Origin of the sequence: Flavobacterium sp. KACC 22758 (assembly GCF_028736135.1) — a bacterium.
GTDB lineage: Bacteria > Bacteroidota > Bacteroidia > Flavobacteriales > Flavobacteriaceae > Flavobacterium > Flavobacterium johnsoniae.
In genome coordinates this window covers 4,591,261-4,616,991 of record NZ_CP117878.1, presented here as the reverse complement: position 1 = coordinate 4,616,991, position 25,731 = coordinate 4,591,261, and the positions used below count along the sequence as shown (strand labels likewise).

At 32.8% G+C, this 25,731-nt stretch carries 25 protein-coding genes and 4 tRNA genes; 9 read left to right on the top strand and 20 right to left on the bottom strand.

Annotated features, from left to right (window positions below; genetic code table 11):
* Nucleotides 1-46: 46 nt before the first annotated feature.
* Nucleotides 47-3,454 carry a T9SS-dependent choice-of-anchor J family protein gene (locus tag PQ462_RS19415; RefSeq protein WP_274251227.1) on the top strand — a complete coding sequence of 1,136 codons (3,408 nt, stop codon included), beginning with the start codon at nt 47-49 and terminating at the stop codon, nt 3,452-3,454.
* Nucleotides 3,455-3,514: 60 nt separating this feature from the next.
* On the opposite strand, the gene PQ462_RS19410 is transcribed toward PQ462_RS19415, so the two are convergent.
* The 5 genes from PQ462_RS19410 to PQ462_RS19390 all read right to left on the bottom strand — a co-directional run bounded on the left by PQ462_RS19410 (nt 3,515) and on the right by PQ462_RS19390 (nt 7,915).
* Nucleotides 3,515-4,042 carry a MepB family protein gene (locus PQ462_RS19410; RefSeq protein WP_274251226.1) on the bottom strand — a complete coding sequence of 176 codons (528 nt, stop codon included), beginning with the start codon at nt 4,040-4,042 and terminating at the stop codon, nt 3,515-3,517.
* Nucleotides 4,043-4,084: 42 nt separating this feature from the next.
* The gene (locus PQ462_RS19405; RefSeq protein WP_274251225.1) at nt 4,085-6,061 is read right to left on the bottom strand and encodes a hypothetical protein; all 1,977 of its coding nucleotides are present in this window, start codon (nt 6,059-6,061) and stop codon (nt 4,085-4,087) included.
* Nucleotides 6,058-6,573 carry an RNA polymerase sigma factor gene (locus tag PQ462_RS19400; RefSeq protein WP_011921589.1) on the bottom strand — a complete coding sequence of 172 codons (516 nt, stop codon included), beginning with the start codon at nt 6,571-6,573 and terminating at the stop codon, nt 6,058-6,060. Before PQ462_RS19400 ends, PQ462_RS19405 begins: the two co-directional genes overlap by 4 nt.
* Before the next feature lie 87 nt (nt 6,574-6,660).
* Nucleotides 6,661-7,059 carry a hypothetical protein gene (locus tag PQ462_RS19395; protein ID WP_121360281.1) on the bottom strand — a complete coding sequence of 133 codons (399 nt, stop codon included), beginning with the start codon at nt 7,057-7,059 and terminating at the stop codon, nt 6,661-6,663.
* A gap of 7 nt (nt 7,060-7,066) precedes the next feature.
* Nucleotides 7,067-7,915: a protease complex subunit PrcB family protein gene (locus PQ462_RS19390; protein ID WP_073408859.1), complete on the bottom strand. Its 849-nt coding sequence runs from the start codon at nt 7,913-7,915 to the stop codon at nt 7,067-7,069.
* Nucleotides 7,916-8,114: 199 nt separating this feature from the next.
* Between PQ462_RS19390 and rmuC the strand changes: the two genes are divergently transcribed.
* The 4 genes from rmuC to PQ462_RS19370 all read left to right on the top strand — a co-directional run bounded on the left by rmuC (nt 8,115) and on the right by PQ462_RS19370 (nt 11,582).
* Nucleotides 8,115-9,488 carry a DNA recombination protein RmuC gene (gene rmuC, locus PQ462_RS19385; RefSeq protein ID WP_274251224.1) on the top strand — a complete coding sequence of 458 codons (1,374 nt, stop codon included), beginning with the start codon at nt 8,115-8,117 and terminating at the stop codon, nt 9,486-9,488.
* Nucleotides 9,489-9,678: 190 nt separating this feature from the next.
* On the top strand, nt 9,679-10,227 hold the full coding sequence (locus tag PQ462_RS19380; protein ID WP_011921585.1) for an acyl-CoA thioesterase: 549 nt from the start codon (nt 9,679-9,681) through the stop codon (nt 10,225-10,227).
* A 45-nt stretch (nt 10,228-10,272) separates the two neighbouring features.
* Nucleotides 10,273-10,668 (top strand): VOC family protein, encoded by a 396-nt coding sequence (locus PQ462_RS19375; protein WP_274251223.1) that lies wholly within the window; start codon nt 10,273-10,275, stop codon nt 10,666-10,668.
* A 341-nt stretch (nt 10,669-11,009) separates the two neighbouring features.
* Complete coding sequence (locus tag PQ462_RS19370) at nt 11,010-11,582, top strand: YceI family protein (protein WP_274251222.1); 573 nt, start codon at nt 11,010-11,012, stop codon at nt 11,580-11,582.
* Between the two features lie 4 nt (nt 11,583-11,586).
* Here the strand turns inward: PQ462_RS19370 and PQ462_RS19365 are convergent, their stop codons facing one another.
* Nucleotides 11,587-12,498 carry a TIGR01777 family oxidoreductase gene (locus tag PQ462_RS19365; protein ID WP_274251221.1) on the bottom strand — a complete coding sequence of 304 codons (912 nt, stop codon included), beginning with the start codon at nt 12,496-12,498 and terminating at the stop codon, nt 11,587-11,589.
* 98 nt (nt 12,499-12,596) lie between these two features.
* Between PQ462_RS19365 and PQ462_RS19360 the strand changes: the two genes are divergently transcribed.
* A complete protein-coding gene (locus PQ462_RS19360; RefSeq protein ID WP_274251220.1) occupies nt 12,597-13,259 on the top strand; it encodes a TetR family transcriptional regulator C-terminal domain-containing protein in 663 nt (220 codons plus the stop codon).
* Nucleotides 13,256-14,560, top strand: a complete 1,305-nt coding sequence (locus PQ462_RS19355) for an ABC1 kinase family protein (protein WP_274251219.1) — start codon at nt 13,256-13,258, stop codon at nt 14,558-14,560. The genes PQ462_RS19360 and PQ462_RS19355 overlap by 4 nt, the downstream gene beginning before the upstream one ends.
* A 176-nt stretch (nt 14,561-14,736) precedes the next feature.
* Here PQ462_RS19355 and PQ462_RS19350 read toward each other — a convergent pair whose 3' ends face one another.
* The 12 genes from PQ462_RS19350 to PQ462_RS19295 form a co-directional block, all read right to left on the bottom strand.
* The gene (locus PQ462_RS19350) at nt 14,737-16,032 is read right to left on the bottom strand and encodes a cryptochrome/photolyase family protein (RefSeq protein WP_274251218.1); all 1,296 of its coding nucleotides are present in this window, start codon (nt 16,030-16,032) and stop codon (nt 14,737-14,739) included.
* Nucleotides 16,033-16,225: 193 nt separating this feature from the next.
* Nucleotides 16,226-16,735 (bottom strand): SRPBCC family protein, encoded by a 510-nt coding sequence (locus tag PQ462_RS19345; RefSeq protein WP_274251217.1) that lies wholly within the window; start codon nt 16,733-16,735, stop codon nt 16,226-16,228.
* 31 nt (nt 16,736-16,766) lie between these two features.
* Entirely contained in the window at nt 16,767-17,207 is a 441-nt protein-coding gene (locus PQ462_RS19340; RefSeq protein ID WP_011921577.1) for a sterol desaturase family protein, read from the bottom strand.
* Between the two features lie 238 nt (nt 17,208-17,445).
* Nucleotides 17,446-18,285: a phytoene/squalene synthase family protein gene (locus PQ462_RS19335; protein ID WP_011921576.1), complete on the bottom strand. Its 840-nt coding sequence runs from the start codon at nt 18,283-18,285 to the stop codon at nt 17,446-17,448.
* 4 nt (nt 18,286-18,289) lie between these two features.
* The gene (locus PQ462_RS19330) at nt 18,290-19,756 is read right to left on the bottom strand and encodes a phytoene desaturase family protein (protein ID WP_274251216.1); all 1,467 of its coding nucleotides are present in this window, start codon (nt 19,754-19,756) and stop codon (nt 18,290-18,292) included.
* 37 nt (nt 19,757-19,793) lie between these two features.
* Nucleotides 19,794-20,693 carry a MerR family transcriptional regulator gene (locus PQ462_RS19325; RefSeq protein ID WP_011921574.1) on the bottom strand — a complete coding sequence of 300 codons (900 nt, stop codon included), beginning with the start codon at nt 20,691-20,693 and terminating at the stop codon, nt 19,794-19,796.
* Nucleotides 20,694-20,899: 206 nt separating this feature from the next.
* Complete coding sequence (locus PQ462_RS19320) at nt 20,900-21,400, bottom strand: tetratricopeptide repeat protein (protein ID WP_073408850.1); 501 nt, start codon at nt 21,398-21,400, stop codon at nt 20,900-20,902.
* Between the two features lie 194 nt (nt 21,401-21,594).
* Nucleotides 21,595-21,667 (bottom strand) — tRNA-Lys (locus PQ462_RS19315).
* Nucleotides 21,668-21,842: 175 nt separating this feature from the next.
* A complete protein-coding gene (locus PQ462_RS19310) occupies nt 21,843-22,247 on the bottom strand; it encodes a helix-turn-helix domain-containing protein (RefSeq protein ID WP_011921572.1) in 405 nt (134 codons plus the stop codon).
* 257 nt (nt 22,248-22,504) lie between these two features.
* A tRNA-Leu gene (locus PQ462_RS19305) sits at nt 22,505-22,587 on the bottom strand.
* Nucleotides 22,588-22,631: 44 nt separating this feature from the next.
* A tRNA-Lys gene (locus PQ462_RS19300) sits at nt 22,632-22,704 on the bottom strand.
* 40 nt (nt 22,705-22,744) lie between these two features.
* A tRNA-Lys gene (locus tag PQ462_RS19295) sits at nt 22,745-22,817 on the bottom strand.
* A 126-nt stretch (nt 22,818-22,943) separates the two neighbouring features.
* Between PQ462_RS19295 and PQ462_RS19290 the strand changes: the two genes are divergently transcribed.
* Nucleotides 22,944-23,462 carry a shikimate kinase gene (locus PQ462_RS19290; RefSeq protein ID WP_073408848.1) on the top strand — a complete coding sequence of 173 codons (519 nt, stop codon included), beginning with the start codon at nt 22,944-22,946 and terminating at the stop codon, nt 23,460-23,462.
* Here the strand turns inward: PQ462_RS19290 and PQ462_RS19285 are convergent.
* Both PQ462_RS19285 and PQ462_RS19280 read right to left on the bottom strand, forming a co-directional pair.
* The gene (locus PQ462_RS19285; RefSeq protein WP_011921570.1) at nt 23,454-23,954 is read right to left on the bottom strand and encodes a phosphoribosyltransferase domain-containing protein; all 501 of its coding nucleotides are present in this window, start codon (nt 23,952-23,954) and stop codon (nt 23,454-23,456) included. The genes PQ462_RS19290 and PQ462_RS19285 overlap by 9 nt on opposite strands.
* A 74-nt stretch (nt 23,955-24,028) precedes the next feature.
* Nucleotides 24,029-24,424, bottom strand: coding sequence for an RNA-binding S4 domain-containing protein (locus PQ462_RS19280; RefSeq protein WP_011921569.1), 396 nt, complete (start codon nt 24,422-24,424; stop codon nt 24,029-24,031).
* Between the two features lie 79 nt (nt 24,425-24,503).
* Here PQ462_RS19280 and PQ462_RS19275 point away from each other — a divergent pair, with 79 nt between their 5' ends.
* Nucleotides 24,504-25,670 carry an FKBP-type peptidyl-prolyl cis-trans isomerase gene (locus tag PQ462_RS19275; RefSeq protein WP_274251214.1) on the top strand — a complete coding sequence of 389 codons (1,167 nt, stop codon included), beginning with the start codon at nt 24,504-24,506 and terminating at the stop codon, nt 25,668-25,670.
* Nucleotides 25,671-25,731: the final 61 nt, after the last annotated feature.

Sequence of the window (25,731 nt, the reverse complement as noted above, 5' to 3'; positions counted from 1 at the left end):
TTAAACGAGATAAATTTGAATTCTAAAAACTCTATTATAAAAACGTATGAAAAACAATTACTCTTTTCGTCATTTGATGACATTTTTAGGTTTTTTTTATTGCTTTACGCTAAGTGCACAGATAACAATGCCAACAGCACAATCGCTGCCTTATACTCAGAATTTTGATGGGTTGGCAGCAGGTTCAACAGTTTATCCTGCTGGATTTCAAGGATGGGCTGCTACAGCAACGGCTCCGGCTACAACATATAGTACGGCACTGATTGGTGATAAAAATTTGACAGCAAACAGTTCAGCTTCAATTAATAGTGGTAACGTGCATAATTACAATGGAAAAATTGGATTTTTGGATACAGGAAGTGCTGATTTAGCGATTGGTTTTGCTTTATCAAGTGTTGGACAGACAGGAATACAGGTTAGATACGATGCAATGGTAATTCGTAACCCTTTTGATGGAACAAGCTCAAATAATCGTATTTTAGAAATGTCATTACAATATCGTGTTGGTACGTCAGGACCTTTTATTACACTTGCTAATACAGAATATTTAAGCGGTACAGTTCTTCAGACAGGAACAGGTGTTACAACACCACAAAATCCACAAAGAAAAAAAGTGACATTACCTTCGGATTGTGATAATCAGTCTGTAGTACAGATTAGATGGATTGCGAGACAATTTTCTGGATCGACAGGAGCGCGCCCATCATTTGCAATAGACAATATTGACATTAGAAGTGATAATACAGCTCCTATTACTGAGGCTGGTTATCCTAAAACGGCTAATATTTTATCTTCAAGTTTTGATTTTATTAATAAAATTGATGAAGTTGGAAAAACATATTATGTTTTGCTTCCTGGCGGAAGTGCAGAACCAACTATTGCTCAAATAAAAGCTGGACAAGATGCCACAGGAAATACTGCTTTACAATCTGGTTTCTTGGATATAACTGATCCAGCTCAGGAATATTCAAAAACATTTACACTATTAACTTTAAATACTGCTTATTCTGTCTTTTCTATTTCAGAAGATCCTTATGATAATGTGCAGACTACAGTAAGTAAAGTAGATGTTACTACAGCAAGTGTTGCAACGCCTTTAATATCAACAACCGTAACTTCATTAGATTTAGGTCTTTCTGAGGCAAACTATCAGGATGCAGTAAATAAAAGTTACCAAATCAGCGCTGATAATCTTACGAATGATATAATAGTAACGGCTCCGGCAGATTTTACTATTTCTAAAGATAATAATACATTTTTATCATCATTAACATTTGTTCCTGCAGATTTTGCTTCAAATGCAGCTCAAACAGTTTATGTGAAATTCTCACCAACGGCTGCTGGCAGTTTCTCTGGACAAATTACACATGAGTCAACAGGAGCCGTTACTAAAACAGTTTTAGTAACAGGAATAGGTATTAATCCTTATGTACAAGGATTTAATGATGCTAATGTTTTAACAAACAGCGGCTGGACACAATATAATGTCTCAGGACCAACAAACAAATGGGTATATACTAATACCGCTAGAAACGTAAATTCTGGAACTGGTGCGGTTTTAATGAATGGATACTCTGACAGCGGAGCAAGTCAAGATTGGTTGATTTCGCCAAAATTACGTTTAAATACTTTTGGAGACTTTCCATTGTTATCTTTTTACTCTCGTAAGTTTTATGCAGGACCAGGTCTAAAATTAAAAGTTTCTACTGATTATGATGGTGTAAGTAATCCAAATACAGCTACATGGACAGATATTGATGGTAAATTTCCAACTAGTACAGGTAATTATGTACAATCGCAATATATTAAGTTAAATGCTTATAAAACAGATCATACTTATTTAGCTTGGGTTTACGAAACTACTGCGGGCGGTACTAATAATGCTTCTGAATGGTCATTTGATGATTATGCTATAACAGACGAAGCAGGTTATGTAGATTCAAATCCTGTTTTAGATTTTGGAGTTGTTGATCAGAATACCGTTTCTGCTTCACAATCTTTCAATTTTAAAGCAGAAGGATATGGAGACATTACAATTACTGCTCCGGCTTCATACCAAATATCTGCAGATAATATTTCATTTGGAACAACTGTAGTGGTTTCTGCTGCAGATGCTTTTGCAGGAAAAACACTTTATGCGAAATTTGCTCCAACAACAAAAGAATTAAAAATTTCTGGTACTTTAACAGTTACAGGAACTTCATTAAACAAACAAATTGGTTCTTTAACAGGTTCTTCTCTTCCAAAATCAGATACTTTTGATGTAGTTACATACAACATGGAGTTTTTTGGTGCGCCAACCTCTGCTTACGGTCCGGCTGATAAAGCTTTACAAATGCAAAATGCAGTTAAAGTAATAAACAAATTAGATGCTGATGTGTATGTAGTTCAGGAAATTTCGAGCGATGCGGCTATTGATGATTTAATTACACAAATGAATGTAAATGGTAAATCATTTAATAAAGTAGTTTCTACATCTTGGTCATATTCATGGGAGACTAATCCTTCAGATCCTAACTATCCGCCTCAGAAATTAGTTGTAATTTATGATACAAAAACAACTACTCTTAAGAATACTCGTGTCATGTTTAAAGAATTCTACGATGAATTACGTAACGGAACTAAATTGTTAACGAATTATCCGGGAACTAACAGTAATTTCTTTTCTTCGGGACGTCTGCCATATATGGTAACTTTAGAAACGAACCTTAACGGAGTGAAAAATGAAATCAAATTTGTAGACCTTCACGCGCGAGCTAACAGCGGAACTGATATCTCAAGATACAATATGCGTAAATATGATGTTGAGGTTCTTAAAGATAGTTTAGATACTTATTATGGAAATTCTAACATCGTTCTTTTAGGAGATTATAATGACGATGTAAAAGCTTCTGTTATTGCTGGACAACCATCTTCTTATCAATCTTTTGTTACAGATACCAACAATTATAAAGCCCTTACTTTAGAAATCAGCCAGGCAGGTGCTTACAGCTTTTTAAGTTCAGGAGGATTTTTAGATCATATTACAATTTCTAATGAGTTGTTCGATCAATATATTAATGAGTCAATTGCAGTTTATGATCCTCGTAATGATATTACAAATTACACAACGACAACTTCAGATCACGGACCGGTAATTGCCCGTTTCAACCTGAAACAAGATGTACTTTCGACACCAGATCTTGGAACTAAAAACGGATTTTACGTAAAAGCATATCCAAACCCTACATCAGACGTAATTAATTTTACAGTTAAAACAAACGAAAGTAAAAATCTTAAATTAAGACTTTACGACTTAAACGGACGTGCTTTAGGAAATCCAATTGATATTCAAAGCAGTGAAGAAGTAAATACAACTGTAATGTCTTTACGCAATTTAAATTCAGGACTTTACATTTACACTTTATCAGAAAACAATAATGTAGTATACAAAAACAAAATCTTAAAGAATTAATTAAGATTATATTAATTAAAAAAAGGCAGTTCAATTCGAACTGCCTTTTTTGTTTTTTTATTATTTTTTGTCAAGCAAATGTTTCGCGCGATTTAAGTCTGTTTTGTCAGAAACAGATAAGAAATAGTCCAATTGCCATTTCTGTGTTTTTTGAGCCTGTTTACTCGTTGTTTCATCCCAAGGCGGATAAACTCTCGTTGCCCTTATTCCTTCTTTAGTTTCTGAGGTAAAAACACCTTTTTTCAGTAAAATTTCTTTTGGAAAAATAAACTGTCCCAATAAATCCTCTTTTTGAACACTTACAATAACAAAATCGATGTCATCTTTATAATCAAAAGGCTCAATTATGCCGTTTATATTGCGTTTCCATAAAGTTACAAACTGACCCGTTTTTGTGGGCGTAATTTTGGCAGATCTAAATTTAATCTGGCTTTCGCCGATTTTAAAATCAAACGCATCATATTCCTGACTTTCCTTTTCGGGTTGAGGTTCAGAACATTCAAAACCGCAGATGTCATAAACTAATTCTTTGGCAGTAAGTAAATTTTTAGGAAGACTTAAGTTTTTCCAATTGTTTTTAAAAGTCATTTTAAGTGAAGTATTTTTCGAAATTACGAAAAAATAACCTCATTAAAAGTTAACATTCAAACCAAAATTTAATCCCCATTGAAACTGATTGAAAGACTGGCTGTTTAAAGGATTTGCATAATAATTTACAGCCGGCTCTACAAAGACATTTGTTTTCTTGTAAACGCGATACTGAATCGTACTGCTTAATGTAGAACCATACACGTAATCATTTGCGTTTATATTTTCGCCAATAGAAGTACCGTCTAAAGCCACATTATTCGAAATTAATTTACCAACAAAAGCCCCGGTATTTAAATTGATGCTTGTTTTCTTTCTGTTAAAAATCGAATACGAAACCTCCAAAGGCATTTCCAGATATCGCAAATTCTGATCTAAATTACCAGTTTGAATATTACTGCTGTTTATTGCTTCCTTTGCATTATTTGAAACCAGTACATAATTAGCATCACTGGTAAATTGTGTTGGACCTGCACTTTGAGCAAAATAATCAACCGGTGTAAAAAGAGCACTGTTTTTGGCATTGTAATACGAAACATTGGCAACACTCTGCCCAAGTTCATTAATTTTAAATCCAGAAGCAACGGCCCATTTTTTATTGATTTTATACTGTGTTTTTACACCGTATGAATTACTTTGTTTAGAATCGTTTACATTTCCTAAAGTTTTGTTTTTGCTGTAGTTTTCAGAATTTGCAACTCCGGCAAAAACTTGTAAAGCCCATTTATCAGCTTTAGAAAGCAGTTTGTCTTCTTTTTTCTTTTTCTCTTCTTCTGGAGTTACAATTCCTTTTTCCAGATTTTGAAGTTCAGCCAGCTGTGCAGAATCTTTTTTAGTTAAAACATTCACGTTTGTAAAAGCAGTATTTCCTTTCGAATTGTCTTTTTGAACACTTGCAATGCTTTTATCAGTTGATGTTTTTTGAATGTTTTGTTTTTCTTTATTAGAATTTACAGCATTTTGATTTCCATTTAAACCAGAATTTGAACCTGTAAACGCAATAGTATTGTTGTTTTTTGAATTTGGAATATTTTCAAAAATTGAATTAGAGATTTGATTTTTCTGACCTGCATTAAATTTATTCTGTTTTCCTGCATTAAATGTTTTCTCCGCAAGAACCTTATCTGCGTTTCTTTTTTCAATGTCTGATAACTGACTTTTTGATGCCGAATTTAAACGATCAGCCTGATTAGGACTAAATGTTTTTTCGGCTACTGCCTGATTTGTTTTCCCGGTTTTATTACCAGAAAATTGATTTTTAGAAGCCGGATTAAATGCATTCTCTTTAGCAGGAGCGTATGTTTTTTCGGCTACTGCCTGATTTGTTTTTCCAATTTTATTACCAGAAAATTGATTTTTAGAAGCCGCATTAAATACATTTTCTTTAGCAGGAACATAGGTTTTTTCTGCAACAGTCTGGTTAGACTGACCATTTTTACTGCCCGAAAACTGATTTTTAGAATCCGGATTGAATTTGTTTTCTTTTACAGGTGTTAATGATTTTTCAGCTACAGTTGTATTATTGTTTAAACTGTTTTTTGTCCCGTTTGATTTTGGTGCAAATGAATTGTTATTCAATTTGTTTTGAGAATCGGAGCCAACTGTTTCTGTTTGCTGCGTTTTGTTTAATTGATTTTCGGATTGATTTATTGTTTCTTCTGATGATGAAATTTGATTGTTGTTTTTTGATTGATTATTGATGTCGTTTTCTATAGAACGTTCAGTATTTTTATTTGTCTTTTCGGTATTGTTTTCTTTCTGATCAAGTACAATGCTGTTGTTTTCTAAAGTGTTATTTTGAATTGGGTTTGTCTGTTTATCACTAGAAGAAAAATGTAAAACAGATGGAAGCATTAAGCCTAATAATAAGCATGCAGCAGCCGACCACCAAAGAATAACTCTCTTCTTCTTTTTAGGTTTGTCTAGTTTTTCTTCAATCTGACTCCATAATTCAGGAGGCGGAACACTCGAAAAGTCTTCCATTGATGAAAAAATATCTTCTATTTTGTGCTTCTTCATGCCGTCTTAAAATTTTTTATGCTCAATATTTTTTTTTGCAAAATGTGCTTTGCCCGATTTAAATTTGATTTTGATGTTCCTTCTGAGATTTTTAATAAATCGGCTATTTCTTTGTGCTTCATTTTTTCAAAAACATACAGGTTAAAAACCGTTCGGTACTGATCTGGTAAATCCCGTATATATTCCAGTAATTTTTCTTGTTCTATTGGGAGTACTTCGAGTTCTTCTTCTTCAACAAAATCTGTATCCGGATCAAAAACATCCAAAAAGAAACTTTCTTTTTTCTTCTTGTTTAAAGTCTCGATGAGTTTGTTTATAAAGATCCGTTTGAGCCATCCTTCAAAACTTCCCTCAAATTTATATTGGCTTATTTTCTGAAAAACAATCACAAAGGCTTCCTGAAAAACATCTTTTGCATCATCTTCATTCTTCATATATTTAAGGCATATACCATATAAAACAGGAGAGAACAACTGATAAATTTTCAGTTGTCCCTCTCTGTCATTTTTCATGCACAGCTTAATATATTTTTCTAAATTGTCTTTCAAGAAAATGGTTGCTTTTGGTTTTGCAAAAATAGTTTTTATAAGGTTATAAAACTACCTTTTGTAGATAGTTCGAACAGGATCAGCATTATTACTTGTAATTGTTAGGTTTTGATTATCAAGGTTTTCTATGATATATGTTTTCCCTTCAAAAGTAATTAAGTCATGCTCTGCCTGATCTAAAAAACCAAGGCCTTTTTCTATTTGATAATTGCTTACTCTAATTTCAACATTGTTTTTATACGTAATAACTTTTCCTTCCGGAGTAAAAATTACCTTTTTTGTAAACCCAATAGTTTTAGGCGTTACCGTATAAGGATTAGAACCGCTCCCAATTGATTTTTCCCATATCCAAGTGTTTACAATCGAGCCCGCACCTTCAGTTGTAGATTCTAATGAATATGCCGAAGAAAAAAGAGTGATAACAATTAAAAATATAAAATGCTTTTTCATACTGCTGTTATTTTAAGCTTGTAATTTTATCCTGAATCGCTTTTTTAAATGCTTTTACCTCAGTGCTTTGATCTGCTGTGTCGGTATTGTCGATAAAAACTTTAGTAACATCAATTCCTTTGCGTAATTCAAAGTAGATACCTTGTGAATCAGGAGCACCGTAAGTTTTAGTCTGACCTTTTAAAGCAGTAATTTCAGCAGGAATGCTTTTTGAGAATAAAGTATATTCGCTTCTTTTTGCTTTTTGAGAATATTTATATTGGCTGAAATCATATTTACCAGTTACTACATTCTGAAAAGTCAAAATGTTATAATCATTGATTTGGAAGAAAGAATTAGTAGTGCCAAAACTTCCAATTATAATATTATCAGCACTTTCGTTAGTTCTGTTAAAATAAATAGGTTTACTAGTTTTTGGGATCAGGATAAAATCTGATGGATAAGTTGGAGCCTGAGTGATGTTTTCGCCTGCAAGAGGTGCTTTTTCAAAAAAGTTAATGGTAATCTGGCAGCTGTTTTCTACCATTGAAGTTATTTTTATGGCATAACCGCTTGTAGGTTTTGCACCTGCAAAAATTCCAACCAATAAATTTTTACTAAAATCAATGTTAGGATCGCTTGCCACAGAACAAGTATTTTCATGTTTTGTAAAATAAGTATCCATTTTTTCTTGTGACTCCAGTACATAAGCAGTCGGGTTATTTGGAAGTGATTTTACACTATAATTACATAAAAGAGGAAAACCTGTAAAAGATACATCCACATCGTTTCCACAGCTTACATTATAATCGTCGTTATTAAGCGAGCATCCATTCAATCCAAAAGCTATAAATAAGCTCAACATTAATTTTTTCATGATAAAATTTTAATAGGTTATATCATGTAGATGAACGTCTTATAAAAAGGTTGCGTAAAAAAATATTTTTTTAAGGATTTCCGTAAATCTTATTTAGATTGTTTGTTTAATTTCGAACTTATACTAATTCGTGAAATTTTAATTTTTAGAATCACGAACTACGTATTATTGCGTACTTTTACTTAATAAAAACTTAGTTATGTTTGATTTTCTTCCATATTTAATAGCTTTTGTAGTGGCTTTGTTCTTAGGTATTTACTTAGGAAAAATATTGTTTTCGGCTAAATTTCAGTCGGAGAAAGTTTCTTTGGAAGAAAGGCTCAATGCAAATACCAATCAGTTACAGCAGCAAAAAGAACAGTTTGAGATTGAAAGAAACAATTTTCAGAAACAGTTTCAATTATCCAATTCTGAAAAAGAAAGCATCAGAACAGAAAAAGACAGTCTGGCAATTCAGCTTTCTAAAAAAGAAGTTGATTTTGAAAACTTATGGGAACGCCACAAAGAGCAGAAAGCCGAAATAAACGAACTGCAGGAAAAATTTACCAAAGAGTTTGAAAATCTTGCCAATAAAATCCTTGAAGAAAAATCGGCGAAATTTACAGAGCAGAACAGCGAAAACATGAAAAATATTCTGTTACCGCTTCAGGATAAAATTCACGTATTTGAACAAAAGGTAGATCAGACTCATAAAGAAAGTATTGATTATCATGCCGCACTCCGTCAGCAGATTATTGGTTTAAGCGAGATGAACGCACAAATGAGTAAAGAAACCCTAAACTTAACCAAAGCATTAAAAGGCGACAGTAAAATGCAGGGTAATTGGGGCGAATTAGTTTTAGAACGAGTTCTCGAAAAATCAGGTTTAGAAAAAGGCCGTGAATACGAAGTACAGCAGAGTTTTGTAAATGCAGAAGGAAATCGTGTTATGCCCGATGTGATTATCAATTTACCCGATGGAAAGAAAATGATTGTTGACTCTAAGGTTTCTCTTGTTGCGTATGAAAGATGGGTAAACGAAGAATCTGATTTATTGAAAATCGATTTGCTGAAAGAACACGTTTTGTCGATAAAACGTCACGTAGAACAACTCGGAAACAAAAATTATCATGATTTATATAGAATGGAAAGCCCGGATTTTGTTTTGCTTTTTATTCCAATAGAACCCGCTTTTGCCATTGCCTTAAACGAAGATTCGACATTATATACAAAAGCTTTCGACCGAAATATTGTAATCGTAACCCCAAGTACATTATTAGCTACTTTGCGAACAATTGACAGTATGTGGGCTAACCAGAAACAACAGGAAAATGCTTTTGAAATTGCCAGACAAGCCGGGGCTTTATACGATAAATTTGAAGGTTTTGTAACTGATTTGGTTCGAATAGGAAACAAAATAAAAGATACAAAAACAGAGTACGAAAACGCCATGAACAAATTGGTCGACGGAAAAGGAAACCTTATTACAAGCGTAGAAAAATTGAAAAAAATGGGAGCAAAAGCCAAAAAATCACTTCCTGAAAATATTATCAACAGAGCTTTAAATTCTGATGAAACCGAATTATTGAATTAAAAAACATTTAAACACATAGAAACATAGATTTTTTTTATGTGAAAGAATTAAAAAAGAAACTAGTTTCTAATATATAGTCCCGAAGCTTCGGGATTGTTAATGCAAGTGAAACGCCTTTAACGACATTGAAAAACTATGTTTCTATGTGTTTAAAATAATAATTATAGAAATTTCCAAAAACAAAACAAACATGACTGCAGATTACAAACCCGTTTCATCATCAAAAATTAGTATATCAGAATTAATGCTGCCTTCGCACACCAATTTCAGCGGTAAAATACACGGAGGATATATTCTGCAATTGCTGGATCAAATTGCATTTGCTTCTGCATCAAAATTTAGCGGTAATTATTGTGTAACGGCTTCTGTAGATACCGTAAACTTTTTAAAACCAATAGAAGTTGGAGAATTAGTAACTATGAAAGCTTCTGTAAACTATGTAGGAAGAAGTTCCATGATTGTGGGTATTCGTGTAGAAGCAGAAAACATCCAGACCGGAGTCATAAAGCACTGTAACTCTTCTTACTTTACAATGGTAGCCAAAGATAAAGATGGAAAAAGCGTTCAGGTTCCAGGACTTATTTTATCTAATCTCGAAGAAGTACGACGTTTTAGAAAAGCAATCAAACATATTGAAGTTAGAAAGGAAATCGAAGAACACGAAAAAATTACGACCGTAAACTCAATCGAGGACTTAGCGAGTTTAGATAAATACAATGTGCTTTTAGAAATCAGCTAAATTTTCCTATCTTTATTTGAGTACATTTAAAAAAAAAAAGAAAACATGGTAAAATTTGGATATACAATTTTGTACGTCGAAGACGTAGAAAAATCAATAGAGTTTTATGAAAACGTATTTGAATTTGAGAGGAAATTTATAAGTCCTGATAACGATTACGGAGAATTAAACACAGGAGAAACCACAATTTCGTTTGCATCAAAAAAATTGGGAACTCAAAATTTAGAAGATGGTTTTCTGGAAAGCAGTTTAGAAGATAAACCTTTTGCAATTGAGTTGGCTTTTATAACAGACGATGTTGGGCATTTGGTACAAAAAGCAACTTCATTTGGAGCCGTTTTAGTATCAGAACCAAAGAAAAAACCTTGGGGACAAGTTGTAGCGTATGTAAGAGATACGGATGGTTTTTTATTGGAAATTTGTACGCCGGTACATTCTTAAAACATAGAAAATATACATTTTATACATTATTATTTTCTGCCGATATACATATTCCGTTAGGAATTTAATATCGGTAGAAAAAATTTAAAATTACAGCCCATATTTTGTCCCGTAGGGACATTTCATTTCACATCTCACAATAAGCATTTCACAAACAAAAATATTCACAAATATTTAGCATTAGTTCGGGAACTTTGCATATAGAAATTTCGTAACTTTAAGTGTAATCAATGTGTTACAGGATTTTTTCACGGAGTACTGCCGTTCTGTTTTTTTAAAGGCCAGTTTTTTCTCTTCTTAAAATTAAATAGAATGACATAATTGTTTAACTGCTGACGATTATGAAAAGAACTACATTACTTATTTTACTTTTTACCGCATTTTCATTACTTGCTCAGGATAAATTTAAAACAACTGCAGCAATTGTAAATTTTGAAGCTTCTGTTCCTTTTTTTGAAGAAGTAAAAGCGGTAAATAAGCTCGGAACTATTGTTCTTGAACCTTCAACCAGTACTTTAATCTGTACGGTTGTTATCAAAGATTTTCGTTTTAAAATGGATTTAATGCAGGAACATTTTAATGAAAATTATATTGAAAGCCATCGTTATCCTAAATCTGTTTTTAAAGGGAAAATCGAAAAATTTGACTTAAAAGATGTTGACGGACTTGAAAAAGAATACGATGTAAAAGGGAAACTTTATCTTCATGGAAAATCGAAAATAATCGAAATGAAAGCTTTAATTAAGCGAGTTCCTGAAGGAATACAAATTTCCTGCAATTATCCTATTTCAGTTTCAGACTTCAATATCGCCATACCAAGTGTCGTTGCCAATAAAATTTCGAAAACAGCCAATACTAATTTACTTGGTGTTGTACAAAATGGAGAAGAAAAAAAATATCTGACATTAAAATAAAACTTTAATGAATACAGCTTATTAATGCTTTTTCTAAATCTGTAAATTGAAATTCAAAACCTGTTCTTTGTATTTTTTCAGATGACACCCTTTGTCCTTCTAAAACAGCTTTGCTCATTTCGCCTAAAACAATTCTCAAAACAAAAGGAGGAACTTTGGGAAGCCATATTGCATATCCGTATAATGAAGCTAATAATCTGGAAAATCTAGCATTAGTTGTATTATCAGTAACAGCAGCATTGTACGGGCCATGCATTTGGTCATCTGTAACCGCTTTGCAATAAATCTGGCATAAATCTTCAATATGAATCCATGGCAGATATTGCTTTCCGGTTCCTAATGCAGCGCCAAAACCAGACTTAAAACTCGGATTCAGTTTTTTTAAAAAACCTTCATCTTTACCTAAAACAATCCCGGTTCTGATTTTTACAGTTCGAATTCCTAATTTTTCAATTTTATCAACTGCATTTTCCCATATCTGACAAGTGGTTCCTAAAAAATCATCTGCAGGCGGCGCGTCTTCTGTACAAACTTTATGACTTGTTACTGCGCCATAAATTCCAATTGCCGAAGCTGATATAAAACCATTTAGCTTTTTATTGTTTTTTTCTAAAACAGAAAAAATTAAATTGATAGGTTTTACACGACTGTCTATAATCGCTTTTTTTCGTTTTTTTGTCCAGCGTTTTTCAACTATTCCTTCTCCGGCTAAATGAATTATAAAATCAGCATTAAGGACAGCTTCTTCTTCAATATAGTCCTTATCTAAATTCCATTTATAGTAAGTAACTGTATCCGTGCTTTCTTTTTTGTTTCTACTCAAAATTGATACAGTAAATCCGGCTCCAATAAGAAGATTTGTGAGGTAACTTCCAATAAAACCGCTTCCGCCTGTTAATAGAACATTTTGAGCCATAATAGTTTATAATATATTTAACAGTGTATATTGTTTAAGGATAAGTAAAGGTACTTAAACAATGTTTACCTTTATGGCAAATTCTAAATTTTAATAAAATGGCGGCTAAAAAAAAGGTAATTACCAAAGATGAAATCGTTTCACTATATATGGATCACGTTTTAGAAAAAGACCAAAAACCAAAATCGGTTTATCATTTTGCTAAAGAAAATGATTTTACCGAAGCCGATTTTTATTCCTTTTTTGGAACACTTGAAGGTTTAGAAAAAGAAATATTCCGACTGTTTTTTGAAAACACAGTCAATTTACTTCACACAAATGAAGAATATCAGCAGTATGATATGAAGAATAAAATGCTGAGTTTCTATTTTACTTTCTTTGAAGTTTTAACAGCAAACAGAAGTTATGTTTTGCAGACGCTTAAAACAGACAGAAATCCGCTTAAAAATTTTGTACAGCTGACTACACTTCGTGAAAGCTTTAAAAATTATGTTTCAGAAATCCTGACTGATGATTACAGACTGGAGCAGGAAAAATTTCAGAAGTTTCAGGAAAAAGCTATTCAGGAGTCGGCTTGGCTGCAATTAATGCTTACGATTAAATTCTGGATGGAAGATGAATCAGCCGGATTTGAAAAGACAGATATTTTTATCGAGAAATCAGTTAATGCTTCATTTGAATTAATGAATGTAGCGCCAATGAATCATTTAATAGATTTTGGAAAATTTCTATTTAAAGAAAAAATACACAGCAGACAATGAAAACGATCGATTATATTCCAACTTCAAAAATAGAAAGAGCCGGAAAACTGGTTCAAACCGGAGCAAAAATTGGAGTAAACTATATTAAGCATTATGCCGAAAAAGTAGTAAATCCAGATTTGACCCGAGATAAACTAAACGAAAATAACGCCGAAGATATTTACGACGGACTAAAAAGCTTAAAAGGAAGCGCCCTTAAAGTCGCGCAGATGTTAAGTATGGACAAGAATTTTCTGCCTCAGGCGTATGTAGAGAAATTCTCTTTGTCACAGTTTTCAGTTCCGCCGCTTTCTGCACCTTTGGTTTTAAAAACTTTTAAAAGTAATTTTGGTAAAACACCTTATGAAATTTTTGATGAATTCAACCCAAATTCGGTAAACGCAGCGAGTATTGGTCAGGTTCATCTGGCTAAGAAAAATGATAAAAAACTAGCCGTTAAAATTCAATATCCAGGTGTTGCCAATAGTATTTCTTCAGATTTGGCTTTGGTAAAACCAATCGCAATTCGAATGTTTAACCTTCAGGGAAAAGATTCTGATAAATATTTTAAAGAAGTTGAAGACAAACTAATCGAAGAAACGAATTACTTACTTGAATTAAAACAAAGTCAGGAAGTAGTTGATGCCTGCAGTAAAATAGAAAATATCATTTTCCCGAATTATTATCCAGAGTTTTCATCAGAGAAAATCATTACGATGGATTGGATGACAGGAATTCATCTTTCTGAATTTACAGCTAAAAATACAGATCAGGAAGTGGGCGATAAAATAGGGCAGGCACTTTGGGATTTTTATATGTACCAAATTCATGTTCTTCGAAAAGTTCATGCCGATCCGCATCCGGGAAATTTCTTGGTTAACGATCAAAATGAGTTAATTGCTCTGGATTTTGGTTGTATGAAACAAATTCCTGAAGATTTTTATACTCCGTATTTTGAGTTGATTAACAAAAATGTGATTACCGACCAAGCACTGTTTAATAAAAAGTTATTCGAATTAGAAATTCTTCGTCCAGATGATACGCCGGCAGAAGTAGAATATTTTACAGATATGTTTCATGATTTGTTGTCGCTTTTTACAAGACCTTTTCAAAACGAAACTTTCGATTTTGCCGATGAAACTTTTTTTAACGCTATCGCCGAATTAGGAAAACGTTTCTCCGAAGATACCAATCTGAAAAAAATGAACGGTAACCGTGGTTCAAAACATTTTATCTACATGAACCGCACTTTCTTCGGACTTTATAATTTAATGTTCGATTTGAAAGCGAAAATCGTGGTTGATAATTATTTGAAGTACTAGTCATTGCGAGGAACGAAGCAATCTCACTTTAGTGATTTTAATAATGTGGTTGCTTCGTTCATCGCAATGACTTTATGTATTGAACTTTGTCAAAGTTTTTTTTTCGTCGAGATGACAAGATTGCGGGTAAGCGTCCAGTAAAAACTTGAAACCTGAAACCTGAAACAAAATAAAACTTATTTCAAAATCCCCGCTTTGTAAGTTGCAATCGCACGATCTCTTGCAAAAGCATGATCTACCATTGGTTCTGCGTAGCCAAAATCAAATTCTGGAATCCATTTACGGATATATTTTCCTTTTTCGTCAAATTTCTTTTGTTGGATTTCAGGATTAAAAACTCTGAAATAAGGCGCAGCATCACAGCCAGTTCCTGCTGCCCACTGCCAGTTTCCTACGTTTGAAGCCAATTCAAAATCTAGTAATTTTTCGGCAAAATAAGCTTCTCCCCATTGCCAGTTAATTAATAAATGTTTGCATAAAAAACTGGCCACAACCATACGAACGCGATTGTGCATATAACCCGTTTCGTTAAGCTGACGCATTCCTGCATCGACCATTGGATAGCCTGTGTTTCCAGAACACCAGCGTTTGAAATCTTCTTCGTTGTTTCGCCATTGAATTCCGTCATAAGCCGATTTAAAATTATGGTTTACGCAATTCGGAAAACTAAAAAGAATCTGAATAAAGAACTCTCTCCAGATTAATTCACTTAAAAAAGTTTGATTTTTTCCATTTGCCCAGTTTACCAGTTTGCGAATGCTTACCGTTCCAAAACGTAAATGCGGCGAAAGGTAAGAGGTACTGTCTAAAGCAGGAAAATCGCGTGTTTCTTTATAATTGGCAATTTGTGTTAAGTTGTGAGGCAGGACTTTTATAGTGCTTCTTTTAAAACCAATTTCCGTCAAATCAGGAAATGAGAATTTGGTTTTGGCAAAATTTGAATGCAGCGAACTTGAGTCACATTCAGGAACTGTTCCTAGAAAGTGATATTTTTCAAGCCATTTATTTTTATATGGAGTATAAACGGTGTAGGGACTTCCGTCGGCTTTTGTTATTTCTTTTTCTTCGAAGATTACATGATCTTTAAATGAAAAACATTCGATGTTATTTTCTTTTAAAAAAGAACAAATTATCGTGTCACGTTTGATGGCAAATGGTTCGTAATCTTTATTAAAAAATACGTTTTGAATGTCAAATTCTGAAAGAAGTGATTTCCATACTTCTTTTGTTTTTCCTTTTTTAATTAAAATTGAAGATTCAAAAGTATTTAATTCATTGTTTATTTTTTGAAGTGAATCATATATAAAACTCACTCTGGCATCATTTTTAGGCAGATTGTCCAGAATATCTTCATCAAAAATAAATAAAGGAATTACAGGAAGATCAGATTGTAAAGCATGAAATAATCCGGTATTGTCTTCTAAACGCAAATCGCGTCTAAACCAGAAAAAGGAAACTTTTTGTTTTGTCATTGTGTAGTTTTCGCTTGACGAGTATTTTGTATTGTGAATAATTCTAAACACATAGAAACATAGATTTTATTTTTTCTTGCAGAAGAACAAAAAAAACTGGTTTCTAACACATAGCTATGTGTATTTTTGATAAGTGAAACGCCTTTTTCTGCGAAATGAAAACTATGTTTCTATGTGTTTAAAAAATAAAAAATTATATACTTTTTTGCTCTGCGTTAATTTGAATAATCTTTGGCTGTGATTTTGAATTAAACAATTCTTCGATTTTGTTATGACGGAAATCGAAAATAGTTTTCAATTTATTTTTTACTACTAACAGATTCATTAATCTTCCCAAAATTCCAAGCGGGAGTGCGTAATGCACTATGTCAGTCATTTTGGTGCCGCCATCGGCAGTTTTTTCAAAAAAGTGTTTGTGATGCCATAATTTGTACGGGCCAAAACGCTGTACATCGATAAAATATTCGTTTTCCTTACAAGCCGTAATTTCGGTAACCCAGGAAATTTTAATTCCTAAAAGCGGCCTTAAAGTATAGGTTATAATTTGTCCGTGATACATTCGTTTATCGTCAAAATCTTTAATTTCAAAATTCATGTTATCAAGCGTAATGGTCTGCAGGTTTTTTGGACTGGAGAAAAAATCCCAGCAGTCTTCAACGCTGGTATTTACATATTGAACGGTTGCTATTTTGTATAATTTCATAAATCAGTTGTTGTAAATGTTACTAATCAAGTTACATTTTATAATACTTAAACGGTACAAACAACATTCCGAAACATTCTCCTTTTTCTTTGCCTAAATGTTTATGATGTATTTTATGAGCTTTTCTGAGTGCAATAAGGTATTTGTTTTTAGTGTTTTTAAACCATTTAAAACGCTGATGAATCAAAACATCATGAATTAAAAAGTAACAAGCTCCGTAAAGTGTAACACCGCAGGCAATGAAAAACAAATAATTGAATCCGCCCTGAACACCAAAATAAAATAAAAGAATACTGGGAATGGCAAAAATGACAAAGAAAATGTCGTTGCGCTCAAAAGTATCCTCGTATTTCGGCTGATGGTGGTCAGAATGAAAATACCACATAAAACCGTGCATTACATATTTGTGTGTAAGCCAGGTGACACATTCCATAAACAGAAAAACGCCTATAAAGATTAAAAAAGAAATCATTTTTATAAATGTTGTAAATTAAAATTATGACTTTATTTTTTTTGAGTTTAGCTTTAGATTATAAAAGATTGACTCTAAAAGTTTTTTTGTTTTTAAACACATAGAAACATAGTATTAATTGTTGCAAAAGGCGTTTCACTTGCATAAACGCACATAGAACGCTATGTGCTAGAAACCAGTTTCTTTTGATATTCTTTCAGATAAAATAAAAACTATGTTTCTATGTGTTTAAAAAAAATTAAACCAGCTTCAATTTATAAGTAACAAACGACTGCGCCAAAAGCCCGGCTTTTGTATAATTAGAAACCCTGATTCTGGCATTTCCAATTTCATGCGACGGCGTATTTTTTAGTTTTTTGAGTAATTTTTTATAATAAACATAAGCTGTATAAACTCCAAACTTGGCTTCGATTGGCAGTTTTACGATTCCCTGATAAGCAATACGGAAATCTTCTTCAATTTCTTTGATGATTTGTTCTTTTGAATCTTCATTGAAATTGCTGAGGTTGATTCCAGGAAAATATGCCCGGTTCAAAATCGTGCTGTCATCTTTTAAATCTCTCAAAAAATTGACTTTCTGAAAGGCAGATCCTAAACGCATGGCTTCTTCTTTTAGCTGTTCGTATTTTTGTTCTTTCCCCGAAACAAAAACCTTCAGGCACATTAGGCCCACAACATCCGCAGAACCGTAAATATAATCAGCATATTCGGTTTGGGTATTGTACGTTGATTTAATCAAATCGAGTTTCATGCTTTTTAAAAATGCCTGAACCAAATCGTCGGTGATGTTATATTCTTTTACAGTATGCTGAAAAGAGTTCAGAATAGGATTTAGGCTGATTCCTAATTCCATTGCTTTATAATATTCTTTTTCGAAATCATCAATCAGGTATTCTTTTTCATAATCATGAAAAGAATCTACGATTTCATCGGCAAAACGAACAAATCCGTAAATGCTGTAAATAGCGTCGCGAATGCTTGGCGACAGCATTTTTACGGCAATTGAAAAAGAAGAGCTGTAGTTTTTGGTAACCAGCTTACTGCATTTAAAAGAAACGGCGTCGAATAGTGATTTCATTTTTTTAAGATCTTAAAGATTTTTGAATTAATTCAGCGGCTAGTTTTCCAGAAATTAACGCAGGGGGAACACCTGGGCCGGGAACAGTTAATTGTCCTGTAAAATATAAGTTATGAACTTTTTTGCTTTTTAGTTTTGGCCGTAAAAAAGCCGTTTGCAATAAAGTATTGGCCATTCCGTAAGCATTTCCTTTGTACGCATTATAATGTTGTACAAAATCATTTTTACAGAATGATTCCTTAAAGATAATATTATTTCTAATTTCTTGTTCTGTAAGTTGTTCAAAACGAGTGATTATTTTTTCAAAATATTCTTCTCTAAGTGATTGATTGTCTTCAATTCCGGGTGCAAGCGGAATTAAGAAAAAACCGGTTTCCATTCCGTCTGGCGCACAAGTCAAATCAGTTTTGGATGGAAAATTGGCATAGAATAAAGGTTCTTTGGGCCATTTTGGTTTATCATAAATATCAATTGCATGCTGATCAAAATCGGTATCAAAAAATAAGGCGTGATGCGAAATGTTTTCGATTTTTTTATTGAAACCAATAAAAAACAGGAGCGAAGAAGGAGCGAAGATTCTACTTTCCCAATAATTATCAGAATAAGCGCGATGTTCTTTTTCTAATAAAGTCTCGGTATGCTGATAATCGGCTCCACTTAAAATAATATCAGATTTTATGATTTCGCCATTAATAACAATTCCTGCTGCGGTTTTGTCTTCAACAATTATTTTTTCGATTGGCGAATTGGTTTTAATGGTTACGCCAAGTTCCAAAGCTAATTTTTCGATGCCGCGAATAACATCAAACATTCCCGTTTTGGGATGCCAGGTTCCAAGACCGAAATCGGCATAATTCATAAAATTGTAAAAGGAAGGTGTTTTGGTTGGTTTTGCACCGAGAAACAAAACCGGAAATTCAAGAATTTGAATCAGTTTTTTGTTTTTGAATTTTTTACGAATATCAGCACTAACATTTCCTAAAAACTGATTGAGTTTAAGGGCAGTTTCTTTCGTAACCAATTCAAGCGGAGAAACTCCGGGACGATACACCAAATCTTTTATAGCAATATCGTAATTGCTTTTGGCTTGATTGATAAAGGTTTCAAGTTTTTGACCGCTTCCTTTTTCAATTTCCTCAAATGTATTTTTGATTGCTGCAAGATTATCATAAATGCTGATAAAGTCATTTATGCCAAAATAAACCCGATAAGCCGGATTGAGTTTTACAAGCTCATAATAATCTGAAGGTTTTTTGTTGAAATCCTGAAAGAATCGCTCAAAAACATCGGGCATCCAATACCAGCTTGGTCCCATGTCAAATGTAAAGCCGTCTTTTTTAAATTGTCGGGCACGGCCTCCAATTGTTAGATTTTTTTCATAAATAATCACTTTGTTCCCTTGTTGTGCCAAGTAACATGAAGCGGCTAACGAAGAAAAGCCTGATCCTATTATGGAGATTGTTTTTGTCATTTGTTTAACAAATATACAAAAACTTTAAACAAAGTAATTAAATTGTTTCCATTGTTTCTTCCATAGAATCGAAAATTCGGATTCTTTCGGGTAAATTTTTTCTGTCGATATGTTCAACCATTTTGCCCATAAGCCATACTTCATTGTTTTTTTGAAGTAGTTTTTGTCCCATCGATTTTACATATTGATTAATAACACTTCGATCCGGCTGTATGGTCATAAACGAAACAAAAGTGATGTTTTCAAAATGTTTGGTTAAATCCTGTAAGTTTTCGATAGGCATGCTTTCGCCTAAATAAATAGTTTTGTATCCTTTTGATAAAATTTCATATTGAAGGTACAATAAACCAATTTGATGAATTTCATTTAACGGAAGAGAAAGCACGAAAATTCTGTCGGTTTTTGTTGGTTTCTGAATCTGCAGGCTTTCGGTATAAATTAAGATTTTCTGTTTGATCAAATGACTCATAAAATGTTCATTTGCAGGAGTTATGGTTTCAGACTGCCATAACAATCCCAATTCTTTTAATAGTGGTAAAAAATGCTCTTTAAAAACTTCTTTGAATGTTTTCTCAGAAATAAGCCAGTCAAAAGTGTTGAAAAATAATTCCTGGTCAAAATTCATCATCGCCATTTTAAAAGACGTAATGGCATAATTTTGAGAATTTTTCTTTGATATGATTTCGCGGACTAATTGAGGGATCTTTTCCTCGGGATAAGTTGCGATTTTAGAAATTTTATAACCGTATTCGTGTAATAAAGTAATATTTAAAAGTTTCTGTAAATTCTGCAGGTTATAAAGCCTGATATTAGTATCGGTACGCATTGGTTCAAGGATGTTGTATCTTTTTTCCCAAATACGAATTGTATGTGCTTTAATTCCGGATAAATTCTCAAGATCTTTTATACTGAAAACAGTTTTTATATTGTTTATCATTTTTTTTGGTTAAGTGAACAAAAGTAAAATAAAATCTCAAAAAACCCTCGCAACTTGTTAAAAATCATAGATTACTAGAGGGTTACGTCGTTTTTAACTTTAAAATTATTAACTAATAAAATGATTTGAAAGATTTTTTGGCGCATAAAAAAAGCAATCTGTAAATAAAGTTTTACAGATTGCTTTTGCTTGTTTTTTGCGTTTGGTTATTTACAAAATGAGTTTCTGTTTTTTATGGCGCTTTGGCTTCCTAATTCGATTGCTTTTGAAAAATCTTTGCATGAATTTTTCTTGTCTCCAATGTTGTTATAAGCCAAACCTCTTAAGTTGTAGGCAACATAGTCTCTTGGGTTTAAATCAAGACAAGAGGTGCAGTCACTAATTGCTTCTTTAAAGTTTGATAGTTTAAAGTTTACATTGGCACGGCCTGTAAAAGCATCGGCATTCATGTTGTCTAATTCGATTGTTTTGTTAAAATCAGACATGGCGCCTTTTAAATCGTTTAGTTTGAATTTTGCAACGCCTCGATTTTGATAAGCTTCAACAAATTTAGAATCCTTGCCGATGGCTTTTGTGTAATCGGCGATTGCACTTTTGTAATTTCCGGCTGCAGCTTTATTAAAAGCTTTGTTAAAATAAATTGCTGCGGTTTGTGACCACGACGAAAAGCTTATCATAATAAATGATAGTACTAGTAGGTTTTTCATAAGACTAATTTGGGATTAGTGGTTTAATTATTTCTAAACGAAAATAAGAAAGTTTTTTTTGTAAGAGGATTTTTGGATCTGAATTTTTTCATCTGATTTTCACAATAGAAGTGTAAGTGATAAAATCAAAAAAAGTATGAAAGGAAAAGTAGTAAATAAAAAAAAAGGCCAAGTAAAAAATACTTGACCTTTTGTGACCCGACTGGGGCTCGAACCCAGGACCCCATCATTAAAAGTGATGTGCTCTACCGACTGAGCTATCGAGTCTGTTGTTTTCTCGAATGAGGGTGCAAATATAAGTACTTTATTTAGTTTATAGCACCTTTTTTTGCAATGATTTTAATAATAAATTTGATTGTAGTTGTAAGTGCTTATTATGCAGTAGAATATGTTTCTGTAAAAATAAAAGTGCAGAATTTGAAGTCCTAATTTTCTGAATTATTTATTTGATTAGTTTCTCAAGTCTTTGCATCATCTCGTCTTTTTCCTTCAACATCCTCTCATACAAAGCAATTTTTTCTTCATGAAGCTGAATTATTTTGTCGATTGGATTGGTATTAAATGTAGGGCTATAACCTGTATTTAAAAAAGCTCCATTATCAAAAGTATTAGAAATAATGTTGATCGCTTGTTCTTCGTTAAAATTCTGAAAAGCTTCCATCGGAATTTTTAATATTGCAGAAATTTGTTTTAAAAGGTTATCCTCAATTACATCTTTCTGCTCCAATAAAGAAATTTTCTTTTGACTCCAGTCTTCGCCTAAATCATACGCTAAAGCTTCTTGTTTTATGTTAAGCATTTCTCTAAAACGTTTTACGTTTCTTCCTTGATGTATTTTTTGTTCCATAATGAGTATATATTTTCTAAAGGCTCAAAGATAAAAGCCGTACAGATTGAAAAAATCTGATTTTCAAAGATAAAAAAATATCCTGCAAAATATCTTTTTGTCAGATATTATATCTGCTTTGTGGTATTTTGTTTCTTTTTAAATCTCTAATTTCTGAAGGTTGTTTTTACTGTTTAAAACTTTCAGGAAGTATAAAGGGAGAATCTTAAAGGCAAAAAAAACGGGACAAAGCAGATTTTCTGCTTTGTCCCGTCAAGTGACCATGGAGGGATTTGAACCCTCACGCCCTTGCGAGCACCACCCCCTCAAGATGGCGAGTCTACCGTTTCTCCACATGGCCGATAAAGAAAAAAGGTCGAGTAAAATAAATTACCCGACCTTTTGTGACCCGACTGGGGCTCGAACCCAGGACCCCATCATTAAAAGTGATGTGCTCTACCGACTGAGCTATCGAGTCATTGCTTTCAAGAAATTTAATTTGTTAATCACAAAATTTGTGACCCGACTGGGGCTCGAACCCAGGACCCCATCATTAAAAGTGATGTGCTCTACCGACTGAGCTATCGAGTCATTTAATTCCTTGAATGCGGGTGCAAATATAAGGAGTTTTTTTTGAAGTTTCCAAGCAATTTTATCATAAATTTGTCTTTTTTTTGGAAAAGTTTCCAATCGCTTAGTTTATAAGGTTTTATTAATATGAAAAAAATTGTATTGTTAGGTTACATGGGCTGCGGAAAGTCTACAATTGCCCAAAATTTGTCAAAAATCACCCAAATTCCGTTTTTAGATTTGGATATCTGTATCGAAAAAAGAGCAAATTTGTCGATAAAAGAGATTTTTGAGCAGCACGGAGAGATCTATTTTAGAAAATTAGAGCACGAAATGTTTCTTGAATTACTTCAATCTTCAGAAAATGCTATTATAGGTTTGGGTGGAGGAACTCCATGTTACGCTAATAATCATTTATTATTGCAGCGAGACGATATTGTTTCGGTTTATTTAAAAGCTTCTATTGATACTTTATATAATAGATTGGTACATAATAAAAGTAAACGTCCTTTAATTGCTAATATGGACGAAGACGAAATGAAAGAATTTATCGCAAAGCATTTATTCGACAGAAGTTTTTATTATAACCACGCACAGCACAAAGTGGCAGTTGATAATAGAACAATTGACGAAACGGTTCAGGATATTTTGGATATTTTAGCTTAGAAAAGCATAATTGTCTCCATTTTCATCAAAAACAACCTGAACGTGTTCTAATAAAGAAGTTGATAAAGAGATTCCTTTAAAATCTGCTTTTACAGGGTATTTTTTATGATTTCTGTCAACAAGTACTGCTGTTTTGAATTTCTTAAGCGGAACGTCAAGGAAATGGCGGACAGCATAAATTAAAGTAGTTCCTGAGTTTAATACATCATCAACCAGTACAAGTCCTTTATTTTTATAATCTTCTTTGCTTAAAGAAGTCTGAATAGGGGACTGTGGGTTTTGTTTGTCAATTTTAACTTCGCAAAGAGAAACTTTTAATGTTGAAATTGTGCGTAAAGATTCTGCCAGTTTTTGAGCAAAAACAGAACCATTAGATGCGATTCCTGCAATTACAACTTCTTCTTCGTCAACAAAGGTTTCGTAGATTTGATAAGCGATACGTTTTATTTTGTGTTCGATTTCCTGATTTGTTAAGATGATGTTTTTGCTCATGATTATTTTTTTTGCTAAAATACGATTACAATTTTAGATTTTAGATTGTAGAATTCAGATTTTTGAATTGAAATTTAAATTTCATCTTCGTTTTCTTCGTCAATAAAATCATTTCCGTAATCGTCGATATCTCTCCTGTCTTTTTTAGTTGGTCTTCCTGTTCCGCTTTTACGGTAATGCTCTTTAGAAAGTTTCAGTAGTTCTAAATGTTCGTAAGCTTCCGGCGGTGTTTCATTTTTTCGGTATATATCAACGAGTTTTGCACCTACACGGCTTTCAGGAATATCTAATACCGTTATAATTTGTGTAATTTGATCTTTTCTAAAGGTAATTCTGTCAGTAGGGAAAACCTCTTTTGATGGTTTTGCAACTAGCCCGTTTACAGTAATTTGGTTCTTTTTACAAGCTTCGGTTACCATATTTCTGGTTTTGTAATAACGAACGCACCATAAGTATTTATCTATTCTCATAATTTTTCTAAAATCCAAGTTAAATTCTTTACAAAAATAAATCAATATTGTATCTTGCGCACCTAAAAAATTAACAATAATGAATAAATTTAAATATTATTTTGTTTTATTACTCGCAGGACTTGCAATTGTATCTTGTAATAAAAAAGATGATGATGAAGAGATTGTGCCTCTAAGAGATTATCAAGAACAATATAATACTGATAATGCAAATATTGAAGAATATTTAAATACCTATTTTATAACAGTAACAAATGCTCCGGGAGAACAAACTGATCAGGATGTTACATTTACTAAAATTACTGATCCTTCAACACAGCCTTCAATAATGTCTTACCTTAATAGTCCAACATTTCCAAAGCTGTTAAAAAGACAAGTGCCTTTGCATGGTATTGTATATCAAATGTATTATTTGGTTTTGAGAGAAGGTACCGGGACTTCGCCAATGAATACTGACGGTGCATTTACATCATACAGAGGTGAGTATTTAACTCGCGTTGCAAAAACAGATACTGAGGCAGAACATTTGTCAACAACGTTTTTTGAGCAGGTTTTATTTCCAACTAATGCATTAGATTTGTATGGTACGATTACTGGCTGGAGCGAGGCTTTTCCTCAATTTAAAACAGGTACAACTACAATGAAACCTGACGGCAGTATGAAATATGAAAATTTTGGTGCAGGTGTATTATTTATTCCTTCTGGTTTAGGTTATTATGGTTCGGGAGCAAGTGCGATCCCGGCTTATTCTCCTTTAATTTTCAGCATTAAATTATATGATTTAACTCGTTTGGATCATGATTTAGACGGTGTTTTTGATTTTGAAGAAGATATTAATGGAGATGGATATGTATATGATTTTAGAAATACCACAAAATATCCTACTCCTCCTGCAAATCAATATGATGATGATACAGATAAAGACGGTATAGCAGATTTCTTAGATACAGATGATGACGGTGACGGTTATTCTACTCTTTTTGAAATTACAAAACCTACTGGAACTGAATTTTTGGGTGGTGTGAGTAAATATTATCCATACAATCCTGTTTCTGATAATCCTGCGACGCCAAATTATGATGAAACAGAATTATATGGTATTCCTAGAAGACCAACAGGAGAATTAACAAATCCTAATTTACCTGAATCTATTAATAATCCTAGAAAGTTTGTCGAAGATGATTATTTAGCTGCAGGAAGAAAAAGAATTCATTTAGATAATACATATCCTTATAAAAAGAATTAAGGAGCGAAATAAATAGAATAAAAAACCTCGAAACTCAAATTTCGAGGTTTTTTTATGACAT